This is a genomic window from Ornithinimicrobium pekingense DSM 21552, assembly GCF_000421185.1.
Lineage (GTDB): Bacteria > Actinomycetota > Actinomycetes > Actinomycetales > Dermatophilaceae > Ornithinicoccus > Ornithinicoccus pekingensis.
The window spans coordinates 607,944-622,945 of sequence record NZ_ATWJ01000007.1; the positions used below are offsets into that span (position 1 = coordinate 607,944).

Annotated in this window: 17 protein-coding genes; 9 read left to right on the top strand and 8 right to left on the bottom strand. The window is 73.7% G+C overall.

All coding sequences use genetic code 11. The features are described 5' to 3' along the window. The first annotated feature begins 95 nt into the window (after positions 1-95). Both recO and K330_RS0104910 read left to right on the top strand, forming a co-directional pair. The gene (recO, locus tag K330_RS0104905) at positions 96-827 is read left to right on the top strand and encodes a DNA repair protein RecO (RefSeq protein WP_022920737.1); all 732 of its coding nucleotides are present in this window, start codon (positions 96-98) and stop codon (positions 825-827) included. Further along, positions 824-1,609 carry an isoprenyl transferase gene (locus K330_RS0104910; RefSeq protein WP_022920738.1) on the top strand — a complete coding sequence of 262 codons (786 nt, stop codon included), beginning with the start codon at positions 824-826 and terminating at the stop codon, positions 1,607-1,609. The genes recO and K330_RS0104910 overlap by 4 nt, the downstream gene beginning before the upstream one ends. Positions 1,610-1,644: 35 nt before the next feature. Here K330_RS0104910 and K330_RS19250 read toward each other — a convergent pair whose 3' ends face one another. The 6 genes from K330_RS19250 to K330_RS0104940 all read right to left on the bottom strand — a co-directional run bounded on the left by K330_RS19250 (position 1,645) and on the right by K330_RS0104940 (position 7,441). Further along, positions 1,645-3,810: an acyltransferase family protein gene (locus K330_RS19250; RefSeq protein ID WP_022920739.1), complete on the bottom strand. Its 2,166-nt coding sequence runs from the start codon at positions 3,808-3,810 to the stop codon at positions 1,645-1,647. A 100-nt stretch (positions 3,811-3,910) separates the two neighbouring features. Continuing rightward, entirely contained in the window at positions 3,911-4,309 is a 399-nt protein-coding gene (locus K330_RS0104920) for a Fur family transcriptional regulator (protein ID WP_022920740.1), read from the bottom strand. Then, positions 4,306-5,331, bottom strand: a complete 1,026-nt coding sequence (locus K330_RS0104925; protein WP_022920741.1) for a metal ABC transporter permease — start codon at positions 5,329-5,331, stop codon at positions 4,306-4,308. The genes K330_RS0104920 and K330_RS0104925 overlap by 4 nt, the downstream gene beginning before the upstream one ends. Beyond that, a complete protein-coding gene (locus tag K330_RS0104930; protein WP_022920742.1) occupies positions 5,328-6,071 on the bottom strand; it encodes a metal ABC transporter ATP-binding protein in 744 nt (247 codons plus the stop codon). The genes K330_RS0104925 and K330_RS0104930 overlap by 4 nt, the downstream gene beginning before the upstream one ends. Next, a complete protein-coding gene (locus K330_RS0104935; protein ID WP_022920743.1) occupies positions 6,068-7,072 on the bottom strand; it encodes a metal ABC transporter substrate-binding protein in 1,005 nt (334 codons plus the stop codon). Before K330_RS0104935 ends, K330_RS0104930 begins: the two co-directional genes overlap by 4 nt. A 39-nt stretch (positions 7,073-7,111) precedes the next feature. Next, positions 7,112-7,441: a DUF6703 family protein gene (locus K330_RS0104940; protein ID WP_022920744.1), complete on the bottom strand. Its 330-nt coding sequence runs from the start codon at positions 7,439-7,441 to the stop codon at positions 7,112-7,114. A 56-nt stretch (positions 7,442-7,497) separates the two neighbouring features. Between K330_RS0104940 and K330_RS0104945 the strand changes: the two genes are divergently transcribed. Together K330_RS0104945 and K330_RS0104950 are read left to right on the top strand one after the other, a co-directional pair. Continuing rightward, entirely contained in the window at positions 7,498-8,907 is a 1,410-nt protein-coding gene (locus K330_RS0104945; RefSeq protein ID WP_022920745.1) for a glycine--tRNA ligase, read from the top strand. A 109-nt stretch (positions 8,908-9,016) separates the two neighbouring features. Further along, positions 9,017-9,565: a type 1 glutamine amidotransferase domain-containing protein gene (locus K330_RS0104950; protein ID WP_022920746.1), complete on the top strand. Its 549-nt coding sequence runs from the start codon at positions 9,017-9,019 to the stop codon at positions 9,563-9,565. 18 nt (positions 9,566-9,583) lie between these two features. Here the strand turns inward: K330_RS0104950 and K330_RS0104955 are convergent, their stop codons facing one another. Then, positions 9,584-10,198 (bottom strand): LysE/ArgO family amino acid transporter, encoded by a 615-nt coding sequence (locus K330_RS0104955; protein WP_022920747.1) that lies wholly within the window; start codon positions 10,196-10,198, stop codon positions 9,584-9,586. A gap of 81 nt (positions 10,199-10,279) precedes the next feature. On the opposite strand from K330_RS0104955, the gene K330_RS19255 reads away from it, so the two are divergent. From K330_RS19255 to trhA, 3 genes are read left to right on the top strand one after another with little or no spacing between them, the layout of a single operon-like run. Continuing rightward, positions 10,280-11,218, top strand: a complete 939-nt coding sequence (locus K330_RS19255; protein ID WP_022920748.1) for a LysR family transcriptional regulator ArgP — start codon at positions 10,280-10,282, stop codon at positions 11,216-11,218. Next, entirely contained in the window at positions 11,215-12,438 is a 1,224-nt protein-coding gene (gene dusB / locus K330_RS0104965) for a tRNA dihydrouridine synthase DusB (protein ID WP_022920749.1), read from the top strand. Before K330_RS19255 ends, dusB begins: the two co-directional genes overlap by 4 nt. Before the next feature lie 43 nt (positions 12,439-12,481). Beyond that, positions 12,482-13,159: a PAQR family membrane homeostasis protein TrhA gene (trhA, locus tag K330_RS0104970; protein ID WP_029202328.1), complete on the top strand. Its 678-nt coding sequence runs from the start codon at positions 12,482-12,484 to the stop codon at positions 13,157-13,159. Here trhA and K330_RS19260 read toward each other — a convergent pair. Next, entirely contained in the window at positions 13,141-14,070 is a 930-nt protein-coding gene (locus K330_RS19260) for a sulfurtransferase (RefSeq protein ID WP_022920751.1), read from the bottom strand. The genes trhA and K330_RS19260 overlap by 19 nt on opposite strands. Positions 14,071-14,134: 64 nt before the next feature. On the opposite strand from K330_RS19260, the gene K330_RS0104980 reads away from it, so the two are divergent. Together K330_RS0104980 and K330_RS19265 are read left to right on the top strand one after the other, a co-directional pair. Next, positions 14,135-14,401: a DUF2277 domain-containing protein gene (locus K330_RS0104980; RefSeq protein ID WP_022920752.1), complete on the top strand. Its 267-nt coding sequence runs from the start codon at positions 14,135-14,137 to the stop codon at positions 14,399-14,401. Continuing rightward, positions 14,401-14,997, top strand: coding sequence for a hypothetical protein (locus tag K330_RS19265; protein ID WP_188791426.1), 597 nt, complete (start codon positions 14,401-14,403; stop codon positions 14,995-14,997). The genes K330_RS0104980 and K330_RS19265 overlap by 1 nt, the downstream gene beginning before the upstream one ends. Positions 14,998-15,002: the final 5 nt, after the last annotated feature.

Sequence of the window (15,002 nt, forward strand, 5' to 3'; positions counted from 1 at the left end):
GGAGCAAGGATAGGACGTGTGTACGAACAACGCCACCCCTCCCGCGAACGGCCCGGCTGCCGGGCCCCACGCCCCGACGGTGGGAGGATGGGGGCATGCCCACCTACCGCGAAGCAGCCGTCGTGCTGCGCACGCACAAGCTGGGCGAGGCCGACCGGATCGTCACGCTGCTGACGCGGGGTCGCGGGCGGGTGCGGGCGGTCGCCCGCGGGGTGCGCCGCACCAAGAGCAGGTTCGGGGCGCGCCTGGAGCCGGGCATGGTCGTCGACGTCCAGTGCTACGAGGGGCGCAACCTGGACACGATCACCCAGGCGGACGTGCTCGCGACCTACGGCGAGGCGATCGCCCGCGACTACCCCGCCTTCACGGCGGCCAACGTCATGCTGGAGACCTGCGAGCAGCTCACCGACGAGGGACAGCCCGCGCCGCAGCACTTCCGCCTGCTCGCGGGCGGGCTCGCCTCGCTCGCCTCCGGGGAGCACGACCCCAGGCTGGTCCTGGACTCCTACCTCGTGCGCGCGCTCGCCATCGCGGGGTGGCGCGCGAGCTTCTCGGACTGCGCGCGGTGCGGGATGAGCGGTCCGCACCGGGCCTTCCACGTGCCCTCGGGGGGCTCGGTCTGCCCGGTATGCCGCCCGCCCGGCTCCTCCGCGCCCGCGCCGGAGACCCTGGAGCTGCTGCGCGCCCTGTTCGGCGGGGACTGGCAGGTGGCCGACGCCAGCCAGCGCCGCCACCGCAGCGAGGCCAGCGGCCTCGTGGCCGCCTACCTGCAGTGGCACATGGAGCGGGGCGTGCGGTCCCTGCGCCACGTCGAGAGGACCCCATGACCGGCGACCCGAGACCGCCCTTCCCGCACCCCTCCGGGGCGCGACCGCCCGCCGTGCCCCGCGACCTGGTGCCGCGGCACGTGGCGATCGTCATGGACGGCAACGGGCGGTGGGCCAACCAGCGCGGGCTGCGGCGCACCCAGGGGCACGAGGCCGGTGAGGTCAGCCTGCTGGACGTCATCGCCGGCGCGATCGAGGTCGGGGTCGGGTGCGTCTCGGCCTACGCCTTCTCGACGGAGAACTGGCGGCGCAGCCCCGACGAGGTGCGCTTCCTCATGGGTTTCAACCGCGACGTCATCCGGCGCCGTCGCGACGAGCTCGACTCCTGGGGCGTGCGGGTCGTGTGGTCGGGGCGGCGCCCGCGGCTGTGGAAGTCGGTCATCAGCGAGCTCGAGGACGCCCAGGAGCGGACCCGGGACAACGACGTCATCACGCTCAACTTCTGCGTCAACTACGGAGGCCGGGCCGAGATCGCCGACGCGGTGCGCGCGATCGGCCAGGACGTCGCGGAGGGGCGCCTGCGTCCGGGCGGCATCGACGAGCGCACGATCGCCCGGTACCTGTACCACCCGGACGTCCCGGACGTCGACCTCTTCCTGCGCAGCTCGGGGGAGCAGCGCACCTCCAACTTCCTGCTGTGGCAGAGCGCCTACGCCGAGATGGTCTTCCTCGACACGCTGTGGCCCGACTTCGACCGTCGTGACCTGTGGCGCGCGGTGGAGGCGTACGCGGCGCGCGACCGCCGCTACGGGGGTGCGGTGGACCGTCCGTCGCAGGCCTGAGCGGGCTCGGTGCCCGGAGGCGCCGACCGGTCCCCTCAGCGTCCGTAGAGCTGGGGCGCCGCCCGGCGCAGCTCGGCGTCGAGGGCGGTGGCCAGCGTGGCCGAGAACGACGCGGACAGGTGCGAGTGGTCGCTGTAGGCGATGATGTTGCCGACCACCGCCGGGCAGACCCGTGCGGTGCAGACCCGGTCCACCAGGTCGATCAGCCGCACGTTGCCGGGCACCATGGCCTCGGTCATCGGAGAGGGACCGGGCACGCGTGGGGTGTCGCAGGCCGCCGGCTCCTCCATGTGCTCCTCGACGCAGTCGGGGACGTGCTCGGCCATCCGGTGGATGTCGCGCACCGCGACGACGTCGAGGCCGAGCTCGTCCAGCGCCTCCCAGGCCTCGACGAACCCGCGGGAGGCCTTCTCCGTCTCCTGCGCCCCGGCGGTCGTCGTGGCGATCGTGAAGACGACGTCGGGGTCGATCCGGTCCAGCTCGGCCAGGGCCCGCCGGTTCCACTCCTGGCAGGACGCCGACGGGAGCACGTCGGTCTGCTCGGGGTGCTGGCCCACGTTCGTCGTCAGCTGGCAGCCCGCCTTGACCATGACGAGCACGCGCCAGCGGTGCTCCTGCGCGAGCACCCGCCAGGCCGGCTCCCACATCGCGCCGTGCGAGCCGCCGGTGACGACGACGGTGGCGCCCGGGTCCTCGACCTCCATACCGGGCGGCTCGGGGCAGACGAGCACCTCGGCGTTCTCGGGCCGGTCCTTCGCGCTCTGCCAGCAGCCCTGGGCGTCGTGCGGGGGCTTGTCCTGGGCGGCCAGCTCCGGTGGCAGCAGCAGCGGCGCGTCGGGGACCGGCCCCCAGCCCGGCGTGAGCGCGAGCGCCCCGGGATGGCTGTCGACCCGCCCGTCCCACCCCGTGCCGGACAGCGCGACCTGCAGTGACTCCAGGCGCTGGTCGTGGCGGCTCTCCTGCAGCGCGGCCGCGCCGGTGAGCAGGACGGCGGGGACGACCAGGGCCGCGACCCCGGCCAGGGTGGTGCCGCGCGGTGCGGGCCACCGGCGGGCGTCGCCCGCGGGTCGTTCCACCCACCGCCAGGTGAGCCAGGCCAGGGCGACGGAGGTCACCAGGACCGCCGTGGACAGGGCGAGGTCCCCGGCCGGGCGGTCGGTCAGGCGCAGCGCGGCGATGAGCAGGGGCCAGTGCCACAGGTAGAGGGCGTAGGAGATGTCGCCGAGCCGGTGCGCGGGACGTGAGGACAGCACGACGTCTGCGCTGCCCCGGGCACCGGTGTCGTCGGCGAGCAGGAAGAGCACCAGCCCGGCCACGGGCCACATCGCCCACGGCCCGGGGAACAGCGCCGCACCGTCGAGGACGAAGCCGCAGCTGACGATGAGTGCCACACCTGCCCACCCCATGGCCACCCGCACGGGCACGGGGATCCGCCGGTGGGCGACCGTGAGGGCGAGCAGGCCCGGCAGGGCCAGCTGCCACAGGCGGGCCCCGGTATGCAGGTACGCCGCCTGAGGGTCGAGCGAGCGCAGGTGCACCGCGAAGGCGAAGGAGGCCAGGGCCACGGCGACGACGGCGAGAGCCACGACCCGGCGTGCGTCCCACCCCCGCCACCGCGCGAGCCAGTAGCCGGCGAGGATGACGACCGGCCACAGGAGGTAGAACTGCCCCTGGACCGACAGCGACCAGAAGTGCTGCAGCGGGCTCGTCTGCACACCCGCGGCGTCGTAGCCGAGTTGGGAGTCGATGAGCTCGAAGTTCTCGCGGTAGAGCAGCACCGCCGCGGTCTCGCGCCAGGTCGCGACCCGGGCCGAGGACGCCATCCAGGTGAACGTGCCGACGAGGACGAAGGCCAGGACGGGCAGGATCGGAGGGAGCAGCCGGCGGACCAGCCGCGCCAGGTAGGCCGGCAGGTCGAACCGTCCGCCGTCCCGCACGACCCGGCGCGCGATCATGCCGGTGAACAGGAAGCCGGAGATCGCGACGAAGACGTCGATGCCGCCGGAGACCCGGCCCGCGCCGAACAGGTGGAAGGCGACGACGAGCGCGACCGCCACCCCGCGCAGGCCGTGCAGCCCCTGACGGCGGGGCTGGGGCTCGAGCGCGGCGGGCACGGGCGGCCCGTCGACGCGGTGGCGGCCACCGGTGACGAGGTCGCCGCGGGTGCCCGTGGGCACGCTGACCGGACCGACCGTGCTCACCCGCTGCCCTCCTGCTCCGACTGCTCGCTGCGCCTGCCCATGCTAGGTGCTGGACGACCCCCGTCCGCCCGCCACGCACCGGCAGCGCCGGCGCCGGGGCTCAGGCGGGCGCGCACCCCTGGCAGCGTCCGAAGACCTCGAGCGTGTGGCTGACGTCGGTGAAACCGTGCTCCGCCCCCACCCGGTCGGCCCAGCGCTCCACGGCCGGTCCCTCGATCTCCACCGTCCGGCCGCAGTCACGGCAGACGAGGTGGTGGTGGTGGCCGGTCGAGCACATCCGGTAGACGGCCTCACCCTCGTCGGTGCGGATCATGTCGACCTCGCCCGCGGCCGCGAGGGAGGTCAGCGTGCGGTAGACGGTCGCCAGCCCCACCTTGTCACCGGCCTCGCGCATGCGCGCGTGCAGGTCCTGGGCGCTGGTGAAGTCCTCGCTGCGCCCGAGCCGCTCGATGACGGCGGCCTGCTGCCGGGTGGGTCGACGGTGCGTCGTCGTGCTCATCGGGTCACCTCCTGCTCGTGGCGGGCGTCCTGGTCGGGCCCCTCGGCCGGGGGCGGGTGGTCGCTGTGCTCGTCGTAGTGGCCCTCGTGGGCGGCGTGCCGGTGGCCGTCGTGCAGGTAGTCGACGTGGTCACCGTGCGGGACGGCCTCGTGCCCGCACCCGGGTCCGTGCTCGTGGGCGTGCCGCTCGGCCCGCAGGTGGCGCCGGCGGGCGACCAGCCGCACCACGTGGCCGACCACCATCGCGACCACGAACAGGGCGATGGCGATGAGCACGATCGTGCCACCGGAGGCGGTGTCCAGCTGGTAGGAGACCACGACCCCGCCGACGGAGGAGAGGACGCCGAGCACCACCGCCCAGAGGTTGGCCGCACGGAAGCTCCCGGACAGCTGCTGCGCCGCGGCGTTGGGCACGATCATCAGGGCGCTGATGAGCAGCAGCCCGATGACGCGCATGGCCACGACCACGGTGACCGCGGTCAGCACCGCGAGCAGGATGTTGAGCGCGAGCACCGGCAGGCCGCTGGCCCGGGCGTACTCCTCGTCGCCGGCCACCGCGAACAACCTCGGTCGCAGCACCAGCGTGACGCCCACGATCACGGCGGACAGCACCGCGAAGGTCACGAGCTCACCGCGGGTCGTGGTGGCGATCGACCCGAAGAGGAAGCTGGTCAGGTTGCCGGTCTGGGCGCCCTCGGACCGGTTGATGATGACGACGCCGGCCGCGATGCCGCCGTAGAACAGCATGGCCAGGGCCAGGTCGCCGGAGGTGCGCCCACGGGCGCGGAGCAGCTCGATCACCACGGCACCCAGCGCAGCGGTGACGAGCGCGGTGAGCACGGGCGCACGGTCGGTCGCGATGCCGATCGCCACGCCGGCCAGGGCCACGTGCCCCAGGCCGTCCCCGATGAGGGAGAGCCGGCGCTGGACCAGGAAGATCCCGACCATCGGCGCGGCGAGGCCGACGAACAGCGCGGCCAGCAGCGCGTTGCGCATGAAGTCGAGCTCGAACATCGCGCTCACCGTGCTGCCGTCCTTCCGCTGGAGCGGGCCAGCGCGCCCTGGTGCACGGCATACCCCTCGGGGGTGCCGTCGAAGGTCACGTGGCCCGTGTCGACCTCCACGATCCGGTCCACGACACCGCGCAGCGCCGACAGCTCGTGGGTGACGATGGCCATCGTCGTGCCCGCGTCCGCCAGGCGGCGCAGCACCGAGGTCAGCACATCCTGGCTGGCCCGGTCGACGCCTGCCGTGGGCTCGTCCATCAGGAGCACGTCGGGGCGGGCGACGAGGGCACGGGCGATGAGCACGCGGCGCTGCTGGCCGCCGGAGAGCGTCTCGACGTCGAAGCGTGCCCGGTCGGCCAGCCCGGCTGCCTCGACGGCGGCCAGCACGGCCTCGCGGTCGGCCCGGGTGGCGGGGCGGTACCACGGACGTCGTGCGAGCAGGCCGGTCGCCACGACCTCGGCGACCGTCGCGCGGACCCCGCCGACGAGGGTATGGCGCTGGGGGACGTAACCGATGCGGGTGCGGTCGGGCAGGCGCGCCAGCGGGGTGCCGAGCACCTCGACCTGCCCGGACAGGTGCTCGGAGAGGCCGAGCAGGCCTTTGACCAAGGTCGTCTTGCCCGAGCCGTTGGGGCCCAGGACCGCCACGACCTCGCCCCGGCGGACGGTCAGGTCGACGTCGGAGACGACCGGTCGCCCCCGGTAGCCGAAGGCGGCGCCGCGCAGCTCGACGACGGGTGGGGCGGGGGCACTCACGAGCAGCCCTGGCCCTCGCGCAGGGTCTGGAGGTTGGTCCGCATGATGTCAAGGTAGTCGCTGCCCGCGCCGGGCTCGCTCAGGCCGTCGGCGGGATCGAGGGTGAGGACCTGTGCCCCGGTCTCGGAGGCGACGGTGCGGGCGATGTCGGGGGACAGGAGCGGCTCGGTGTAGACCGTGCTGACGTCCAGCTCCTGCACCAGCCGGGTCACCTCCGCCAGGCGCGCCGGCGAGGGCTCGGACTCCGGGGAGATGCCGGTGATGCCGGTCACCTCCAGGTCGTAGCGGGCCCCGAGGTAGCCGAACGCGTCGTGGGTCGTCACGACCTGACGGCTCGCGCACTCCCGCAGCCCCTCGGTGAACTCCTGGTCCAGCGCCTGCAGGTCCGCCACCAGGGCCGCCGCGCCCGCCTCGTAGTCCGGGGCGTGGTCGGGGTCGACCGCGCCCAGCTCGGCGGCGAGCGCCTCGGCCACGTCCCCGTAGCGGACGGGGTCCAGCCAGAAGTGTGGGTCCTCCGCGCCGTGGCCGTGGCCGTGGCCGTGGCCGTCGTCCTCGGCGTCCTCGTCGCCGTGGTCCTCCCCGTCGGCGTGCTCGTCGTGCTCCTCCCCGGACTCCTCCAGCGCCAGCAGGTCGGCGGCGGGCGTCACGTCGAAGCTCGTGCCGGGGGCCTGCTGCGCGACCGCGTCGTCGACGGCCGGCTGCATACCCGACTCGAAGACGACCAGGTCGGCCGAGCCGAGCGCGCCCACCGTGCGCGGCGACAGCTCCACGTCGTGGGGGTCGACCCCCGGCGCGGTCAGCGCGGTGACCTGGGCGTGGTCGCCGCCCACGCGCTCCACGAGGTACTCCAGCGGGTAGAAGCTGGCGACGACCTGCACGGCGTCCGCGTCGGCCGGCGCCGCAGCGGGGGTCGCGTCACCGTCGTCGGTGGAGGCGGCGCCGCACCCTGCCAGCAGAGCGGTGAGGGGCAGGGCGAGGGCGAGGGTGCGCACACGGGGCATGGCACCAGTCTGCGCTCAACTGAGAATGATTGTCAAAATCTAGCCCCGGGGGAGAAGCTGCACCACGGTGACCACCGCGAAGAGCAGCAGCACGACCAACCGCATCAACCGCTCGACCGTGGTCAGGCGCGGCCAGGAGAGGTAGAGCAGCCACAGGATGAAGGCCAGGGCCATCCCCACGAGGGTCCAGCCGACCGGTCCGCCGAGGAACCCGCCGCCCACCATGAGCAGCAGCAGCACCAGGAAGGGCAGCCAGACGGGCAGCCGTGCCAGCTGCTCGAGGGCCGGCCGGGAGGCCTGCTCGATGCTGCGGCGGAGCGCACCGGGGGAGGTGGAGGGGTCAGGACCGGGGGAGGGCGTGCTGGACACCGGCTCAGCGTAGTGGGGGTCCGGGAGGGGGTCGGTGGCCCCCTACACTGACGCCCATGGCTCAGACCTCCACCGTCGACCTTGTCGTGTCCCTCGCCAAGCGGCGAGGCTTCGTCTTCCCCTGCGGCGAGATCTACGGCGGGACGAGGTCGGCGTGGGACTACGGGCCCCTGGGGGTGGCGCTGAAGGAGAACATCAAGCGGCAGTGGTGGCGCTCGATGGTCCAGACCCGCGACGACGTGGTCGGCCTGGACTCCTCGATCATCCTGCCCCGGCAGACCTGGGTCGCCTCGGGTCACGTGGGGGAGTTCTCCGACCCCCTCACCGAGTGCCAGTCCTGCCACAAGCGCTTCCGGGTGGACCACATGCAGGAGGCCGTCGCGGAGAGGAAGAACAAGAAGGCCCGGCCGGGCGAGGAGATCGACCCCGACGACGTGCCGCTGGCCGAGATCGCCTGCCCCAGCTGCGGCAACAAGGCCTGGACCGAGCCGCGCGAGTTCAACATGATGCTCAAGACCTACCTGGGCGTCATCGAGGACGAGGGCGGGCTGCACTACCTGCGGCCCGAGACCGCCCAGGGCATCTTCGTCAACTTCGCCAACGTCATGGGCGCCGCGCGCAAGAAGCCACCGTTCGGCATCGCCCAGACCGGCAAGAGCTTCCGCAACGAGATCACCCCCGGCAACTTCATCTTCCGCACGCGCGAGTTCGAGCAGATGGAGATGGAGTTCTTCGTCAAGCCCGGCGAGGACGAGGAGTGGCACCAGTACTGGATCGACGAGCGCACCCGCTGGTACACCGACCTGGGCATCGACCCCGGCAACCTGCGCCACTACGAGCACCCGGCCGACAAGCTGTCGCACTACTCCAAGCGCACGGTCGACATCGAGTACCGCTTCGGCTTCACCGGCAGCGAGTGGGGCGAGCTGGAGGGTGTGGCCAACCGCACCGACTTCGACCTGGGCACCCACAGCCAGCACTCGGGCGCCGACCTGAGCTACTTCGACCAGGCCAGCGGCGAGCGGTACACGCCCTACGTCATCGAGCCGGCCGCCGGGCTCTCCCGCTCCCTGATGACCTTCCTCGTCGAGGCCTACACCGAGGACGAGGCGCCCAACGCCAAGGGCGGGGTGGACAAGCGCACCGTGCTGCGCCTGGACCCGCGTCTGGCGCCGATGAAGGTGGCCGTGCTGCCGCTGTCGCGCAACGCCGACCTCTCGCCCAAGGCCAGGGACCTCGCCGCCCGGCTCCGGCAGCACTGGATGGTGGAGTTCGACGACGCGGGCGCGATCGGCCGGCGCTACCGCCGCCAGGACGAGATCGGGACGCCGTTCTGCGTCACGGTCGACTTCGACACCCTCGAGGACCACGCCGTCACGATCCGGGAGCGTGACTCGATGGCCCAGGAGCGGGTGGCGCTGGACCAGGTCGAGGGATACCTGGCCCAGCGTCTCGTCGGCTGCTGAGGCCCCCGGCGTCGCGGCCGCGGGGCGGGCGCGGTCCGTCTCGCGCCACCGTGCGGGCCGACCTACGGTGGAGACGACCGCACATCCCTACCACCGAAGGAGAACGATCATGCCTGCGCTCGACGGCAAGAAGGTCGCCTTCCTGGCCACCGACGGTTTCGAGGACAGCGAGCTGACCAGCCCCTGGGAGGCGGTGACGCAGGCGGGCGCCCAGGCCGTGCTCGTCTCGCCGGGGACCGGCTCGATCACCGGCAAGAAGGGGCACGAGGCCGCGGTCGACGAGGCGGTCGCCTCCGCCGACCCGGCCGCGTTCGACGCCCTCGTGCTGCCCGGCGGGGTGGTGAACGCCGACAACATCCGGATGGAGGAGGCCGCTGTCGCCTTCGCCGGTCACTTCTTCGCGACCGGCAAGCCGGTCGGCGTCATCTGCCACGGGGCCTGGATCCTCGCCGACGCCGACGTGCTCGGCGGCCGCACGCTCACCTCCTACCCCTCCCTGCGGACGGACCTGCGCAACGCGGGTGCGACGTGGGTCGACGAGGAGGTGCACGTCGACCAGGGCCTGGTCTCCAGCCGCACGCCGGACGACCTGCCCGCGTTCAACGCCAAGATCGTCGAGGAGTTCGCCGAGGGGCGCCACGAGGCGCAGACCGCCTGAGGCGGGCCGGCGTGGGGCTCATCCGCCGCTGATGAGTCCCACGCCGATCGAGACCATCACCACGGCGATGCCTGCGTCGAGCGCCTGCCACGAGCGGGGCCGGGCGAAGAACGGGGCGAGCCTGCGCGAGCCCAGGCCCAGCGCGGTGAACCACACCGCGCTGCCGGTGACGATCCCGGCGTAGAACCACCAGCGGCCCTGCCCGCCGTGACTGTTGGCGATCGTGCCGAGCAGCACGACGTCGAGGTAGACGTGCGGGTTGAGCAGGGTGAGGGCGGCCATCGTCCCCAGGGCGCGGGCCGCCGACCCCGCGCGGCCGGCGCCGGTCGCCTCGAGGGTCTCGCCCGGGTGCAGCGCCCGCCGGGCGGCGTGCATGCCGTAGCCGATGACGAACAGCCCTCCGCCCCAGCGGGCGACGGTCAGGAAGGACGGCCAGGTGGTGACGACCGCGCCGATGCCCAGGACGGCCAGGCCGATGAGCGCCGCGTCGGCCAGGATGCAGAAGAGCACGAGCGGGCCCACCTGCTGACGGCGCAGCCCCTGGCGCAGGAGGAAGGCGTTCTGGGCGCCGATGGCGACGATGAGGCCGAGTCCGGTGAGCATCCCGGTGAGGACGAGCGCGAGGGGGGTCACAGGCGTCCACGATAGGACGGCCAGCGCCCGCTCGACGCATCAGGACGATGAAGGATTCTGGCCGCGCATTAGTCTGGCTTCATGCGTCTGGACCCGGTCGCCCTGGCCACCCTCTCGGCCGTCGTGCAGGAGGGGACCTTCGAGCGGGCCGCCGCGCGCCTGCACGTGACCCCCTCGGCGGTGTCCCAGCGCGTCAAGGCGCTGGAGCAGTCGGTCGGGCAGGTCGTCGTGGGTCGCACCAAGCCCGTGACCCCCACCGCCGCGGGGGAGGTGCTGCTGCGCCTGGCGGGGCACTGGGACCTGCTGGTCTCCGACGCGCTCGACGAGCTCGTGCCCGAGGCGAGCGCGACCGCACACCCCCTCGTGCCCGTCGTGGTCAACGCCGATTCCCTCGCGACCTGGATCCTGCCCGCGCTGGCACGGGCGCAGGAGGAGCTCGGGATCACCCTGGACGTCGTGCGGGAGGACGAGGAGCACGCCTCGGACCTGGTCCGCTCCGGGGCGGCGCTGGCAGCGGTGACCGCCGACCCGACGCCCGTGGCCGGCTGCCGGCTGACACCGCTCGGCGCGCTGCGCTACGTCGCCGTGTGCACCCCGGCCTTCCGTGACCGGTGGCTGCCGAGGGGCCCCCGCGCGGCCGACCTCGACCGCGCTCCTGTGGTGCGCTTCGACCGCAAGGACACCATGCAGCACCGGGTCGCGCGGCGCTGGGTGCGGCGCGAGGTGGACCCGCCGGCGACCTTCATCGGCTCCAGCCGGGAGTTCGCCGAGGCGGTCCGGCTCGGTATGGGGTGGGCGCTGATGCCGGTGGCGTGGGCGGAGGACGGGCTCGCCTCCGGAGGGCTGGTGCCCGTCGGCCGCCGCCCGCACCACGACGTGCCGCTGCACTGGCTGGCCTGGCGGCTCCCGTCACGCACCCTGGAGGTGCTGACGCGCTGCGTGCAGGAGCAGGCCGCGCGGACGCTCGTCCGCGGCGGTTCGGGGCACGGGCGCGACGATGGGACAATCGAGCGGTCATGAGCACCGTTCCCACCCTCCTGCCGCCCCTGCGCATCGGCCCGCACACGATCGGCTCGCCCGTCGTGCTGGCGCCGATGGCGGGGATCACCAACCGCGCCTTCCGGCGGCTGTGCCGGGAGTACGGCGACGAGGGCCTGGCCGTCGCGAGAGACGACGACCCGGCGGGGACGAGCGCTCCGGGCGGCTCCAGCTGCCTCTACGTCAGCGAGATGATCACCTCCCGCGCCCTCGTCGAGCGCACGCCGATCTCGATGAAGCTCATCGAGCACGGCCCCGAGGAGGTGCCGCGCTCGGTCCAGCTCTACGGCGTCGACCCCGTCACCGTCGGCGCGGCCGTGCGCATGCTGGTCCGGGAGGACCGCGCCGACCACGTCGACCTCAACTTCGGCTGCCCGGTGCCCAAGGTCACGCGCAAGGGCGGCGGGTCGGCGCTGCCCTGGAAGACCGACCTCTTCCGCGGCATCGTGCGCGCCGCCGTGCGCGAGGCGGGTGCGAACGGCATACCCGTGACCGTGAAGATGCGCGTCGGGATCGACGACGGGCACCAGACCTTCCTCGACGCCGGCCGCATCGCCGAGGACGAGGGCGCCGCGGCGGTCGCGCTGCACGCGCGCACCGCGGCGCAGGCCTACTCGGGACAGGCTGACTGGAGCCGGATCGCCCAGCTCAAGGAGGCGGTCACCACGATCCCCGTCCTGGGCAACGGTGACATCTGGTCGGCCGACGACGCCGTGCGGATGGTCGAGGAGACCGGGTGCGACGGGGTGGTCGTCGGCCGCGGGTGCCTCGGGCGGCCCTGGCTGTTCACCGACCTGGCCGCCGCCTTCGCCGGCTCCCGTGTGCGGGTCGAGCCCACGCTGGCCGAGGTATGCCGTGTGCTGCGCCGGCACGCCGAGCTGCTCGTGGAGTTCCACGGGGACGAGGGCCGCGGCTGCCGCGACATCCGCAAGCACATCGCCTGGTACACCAAGGGCTTCCGCGTCGGCGGACAGCTGCGCCACCAGCTCGGCCTGGTCGACTCCCTCGCCGACCTGGACCGCCTGATCGAGACCCTCGACCTCGACCAGCCGTGGCCCGGTGACGCCGCCGAGGGGCAGCGTGGACGCGCCGGGTCCCCGCGGGTCGTGGCACTGCCCGACCGGTGGCTGGAGTCCCAGGAGCTGGACGAGGCGCAGCGTGCCGTCGTCGCCCAGGCCGAGCTCGACGTCTCCGGTGGCTGAGGTGGGCGGCACGGGACGGGCCGGGGCCGGCGAGACCCGCGGCGTGGGATCGCCCCCACGCAGCCGGGACGGCAGCGTCCACGTCACCGACGAACGGGTCAACACCGTCTCGCACCTGGTCGGGTCCTGCTTCGCGGTCGCGGGGGCGGCCCTGCTCGTGGCGCAGGCGGGTGCCCAGGGCGACCCGTGGAAGATCGTCGGCTTCAGCGTCTACGGCCTGTCCCTGGTGCTGCTGTTCGTGGCCAGCACCCTGCACCACGGCCTCGACCGGGGCGAGAAGGTCAACGACGTGCTGCGCACCCTGGACTACACCTCCGTGTTCGCGCTCATCGCCGGGACCGTGACCCCGCTGGTGCTGGTGCTCATGCGCTCCACCTTCGGCTGGACGATGTTCGGCGTGGTGTGGGCGATCGCCGTGCTGGGGATCGTGCTGCGCTCGGTGTGGCGGGCGCTGCCGAAGTACGTCACCAACACGCTGTACATCTCCCTGGGCTGGGTCACCGTCCTGCTCGTGGCCGGCGACATCGGGCTCCCGCTCGGAGCGCTCGTGCTCATGGCCGCCGGGGGCGTGGTCTACACGGTCGGCTTCGTCGTCTTCGTCCTCGAGCGGCCCAACCCGGTGCCCGGTGTCCTGGGCTTCCACGAGCTGTGGCACGTGATCGTGATCGTGGCCGCCGCCCTGCACTACCTGCTCATGTACCTCTACGTCCTGCCCGCGTAGCCGGACGGCGAGGCCGGTCGACGAGGCCGCTGGGCCGGTCCGGTGGCGACCGGGCGGGTCGGGTCGCTGACCCAGTCGCTCCAGCTGCCGACGTAGAGCGCGGGGGTCTGCTCCAGCAGACCCGCCGCCTCCAGGGCCAGCGCCGCGTGGGCGGCCGTGACCCCGGACCCGCAGTAGAGTGCCGTCGGGGTCGCGGGGTCGGCACCGGCGTCGGTCAGCAGCGCCTCGATCGCGTCCGCCGGCAGGAAGGTGCCGTCCTCGGCGAGCAGCGCGAGCGAGGGGAAGCTGCGCGCCCCCGGCACGTGCCCGGCGACCGGGTCGATCGTCTCGTCCTCACCCCGGAAGCGGTTCGCCGGCCGGGCGTCCAGCACCTGGCCGCCCCCCTCCAGCCAGGCGGCGAGCCCGTCGGCGTCGAGCAGCGGACGCCTGCCCGCCGTCAGCACGACATCGCCCTCCGGCACGTCCACGGACCCGGTCTCCACCGGCAGTCCCGCGTCCTGCCAGGCCGACAGCCCGCCGTCGAGGACCCGGGCACCTGCGACGCCGTAGTAGGACGCCACCCACCAGGCCCGGGCGGCGCCCGCCGAGATGCGGGCGTCGTAGAAGACCACCGGGCGGTCACGGCATACCCCCGCCGCGCGCAGCGCAGCCTGCACCCGCTCCAGGGAGGGCATCGGGTGCCGTCCGCCACGACGGTCGGGGGCGACCGGGTCGGACAGGCCGCCGTCGAGGTCGAGGAACGACGCGCCCGGCAGGTGGCCCGCGAGGTAGGCGGCGCGGTTGTCCTCCGGGGCCGTGCCGAGGGACCAGCGGACGTCGACCAGCACCGGTCGAGGGGTCGCGGGGCCGTCGGCGGAGAGCTCGGCCGCGAGGTCGCCGGCGCTGACGAGGGGGTGGTGGCTGCGGGGCATGGCCCGACGATAGCGACCCGCCTGTCCCTGTGGGGCGGGCCGGCGCCGTGGCACAGTGAGAGGCATGTGCCGCAACATCCGCCCGCTCAACAACTTCGCGCCGCCCGCTACGGCCGAGGAGGTGCGTGCAGCCGCCCTGCAGTACGTCCGCAAGGTCGGCGGGTCCACCAGGCCGGCCAAGGTCAACGAGGAGGCGTACGCCGTCGCCGTCGCCAAGGTGGCGGAGGCCACCCAGGAGCTGCTGGACGCGCTCGTGACCACTGCACCTCCCAAGGACCGGGAGGCGGAGGCCGCCAAGGCGCGGGCCCGCGCGCAGGCGCGGTACGCCTAGTGGGCCGGGCGCGTCCTCCGCTGCGGGCGTCCGGCCCGCCGGCGACGCACCCCAGCCTGCTCCCGGACGCCCTGCCGCTCACGCGCGCGGTGACGCTGCGCAACGTGCTCAACTGGGTCAACCTGTCCACCCCCCTGGGCCTGGCGCTCGCGGGTGCCGGCGGCTGCCGGCTGCGGCGGGGGCCCGAGCGCTGCTTCCTGGCCGACCGCTACCGCTGGCGCTTCCCGGCCGCGGGCGCGTTCACCGTCGGCGACGTCGTGCTCAGCCGCCACGACCTGGACCTGCTGGCCGCGCGCCGTCCGACCCTCGTGCGGCACGAGCTGGTGCACAGCCGGCAGTGGGCCTACTGCTGGGGCCTGCCCTTCCTGCCGCTCTACGTCGCCTCGATGGGATGGTCCTGGCTGCGGACGGGGGACCGTGCCGCGCGCAGCGTCTTCGAGCGGGAGGCCGGGCTGCACGACGGCGGGTATGCCGACGTCCCGCCACGACCGCTCGGCGTCGCCCTGCGCGAGGCGGGCGCACGGCTGTCCCTCGCGGTGCGTGGACGCCGCGGGCTGGACGCCGGCGCGGACGTCGGCACCGGCAGGCCCCGGTAGCCGTA

Coding starts and splice junctions, on each gene's coding strand:
- K330_RS0104920 (WP_022920740.1), bottom strand. CDS start 4,309: ATGAGCACGACGACGCACCGTCGACCCACCCGGCAGCAGGCCGCCGTC.
- K330_RS0104935 (WP_022920743.1), bottom strand. CDS start 7,072: ATGCCCCGTGTGCGCACCCTCGCCCTCGCCCTGCCCCTCACCGCTCTG.
- K330_RS0104945 (WP_022920745.1), top strand. CDS start 7,498: ATGGCTCAGACCTCCACCGTCGACCTTGTCGTGTCCCTCGCCAAGCGG.
- dusB (WP_022920749.1), top strand. CDS start 11,215: ATGAGCACCGTTCCCACCCTCCTGCCGCCCCTGCGCATCGGCCCGCAC.
- K330_RS0104980 (WP_022920752.1), top strand. CDS start 14,135: ATGTGCCGCAACATCCGCCCGCTCAACAACTTCGCGCCGCCCGCTACG.
- K330_RS0104950 (WP_022920746.1), top strand. CDS start 9,017: ATGCCTGCGCTCGACGGCAAGAAGGTCGCCTTCCTGGCCACCGACGGT.
- K330_RS0104910 (WP_022920738.1), top strand. CDS start 824: ATGACCGGCGACCCGAGACCGCCCTTCCCGCACCCCTCCGGGGCGCGA.
- K330_RS19255 (WP_022920748.1), top strand. CDS start 10,280: ATGCGTCTGGACCCGGTCGCCCTGGCCACCCTCTCGGCCGTCGTGCAG.
- K330_RS19260 (WP_022920751.1), bottom strand. CDS start 14,070: ATGCCCCGCAGCCACCACCCCCTCGTCAGCGCCGGCGACCTCGCGGCC.
- recO (WP_022920737.1), top strand. CDS start 96: ATGCCCACCTACCGCGAAGCAGCCGTCGTGCTGCGCACGCACAAGCTG.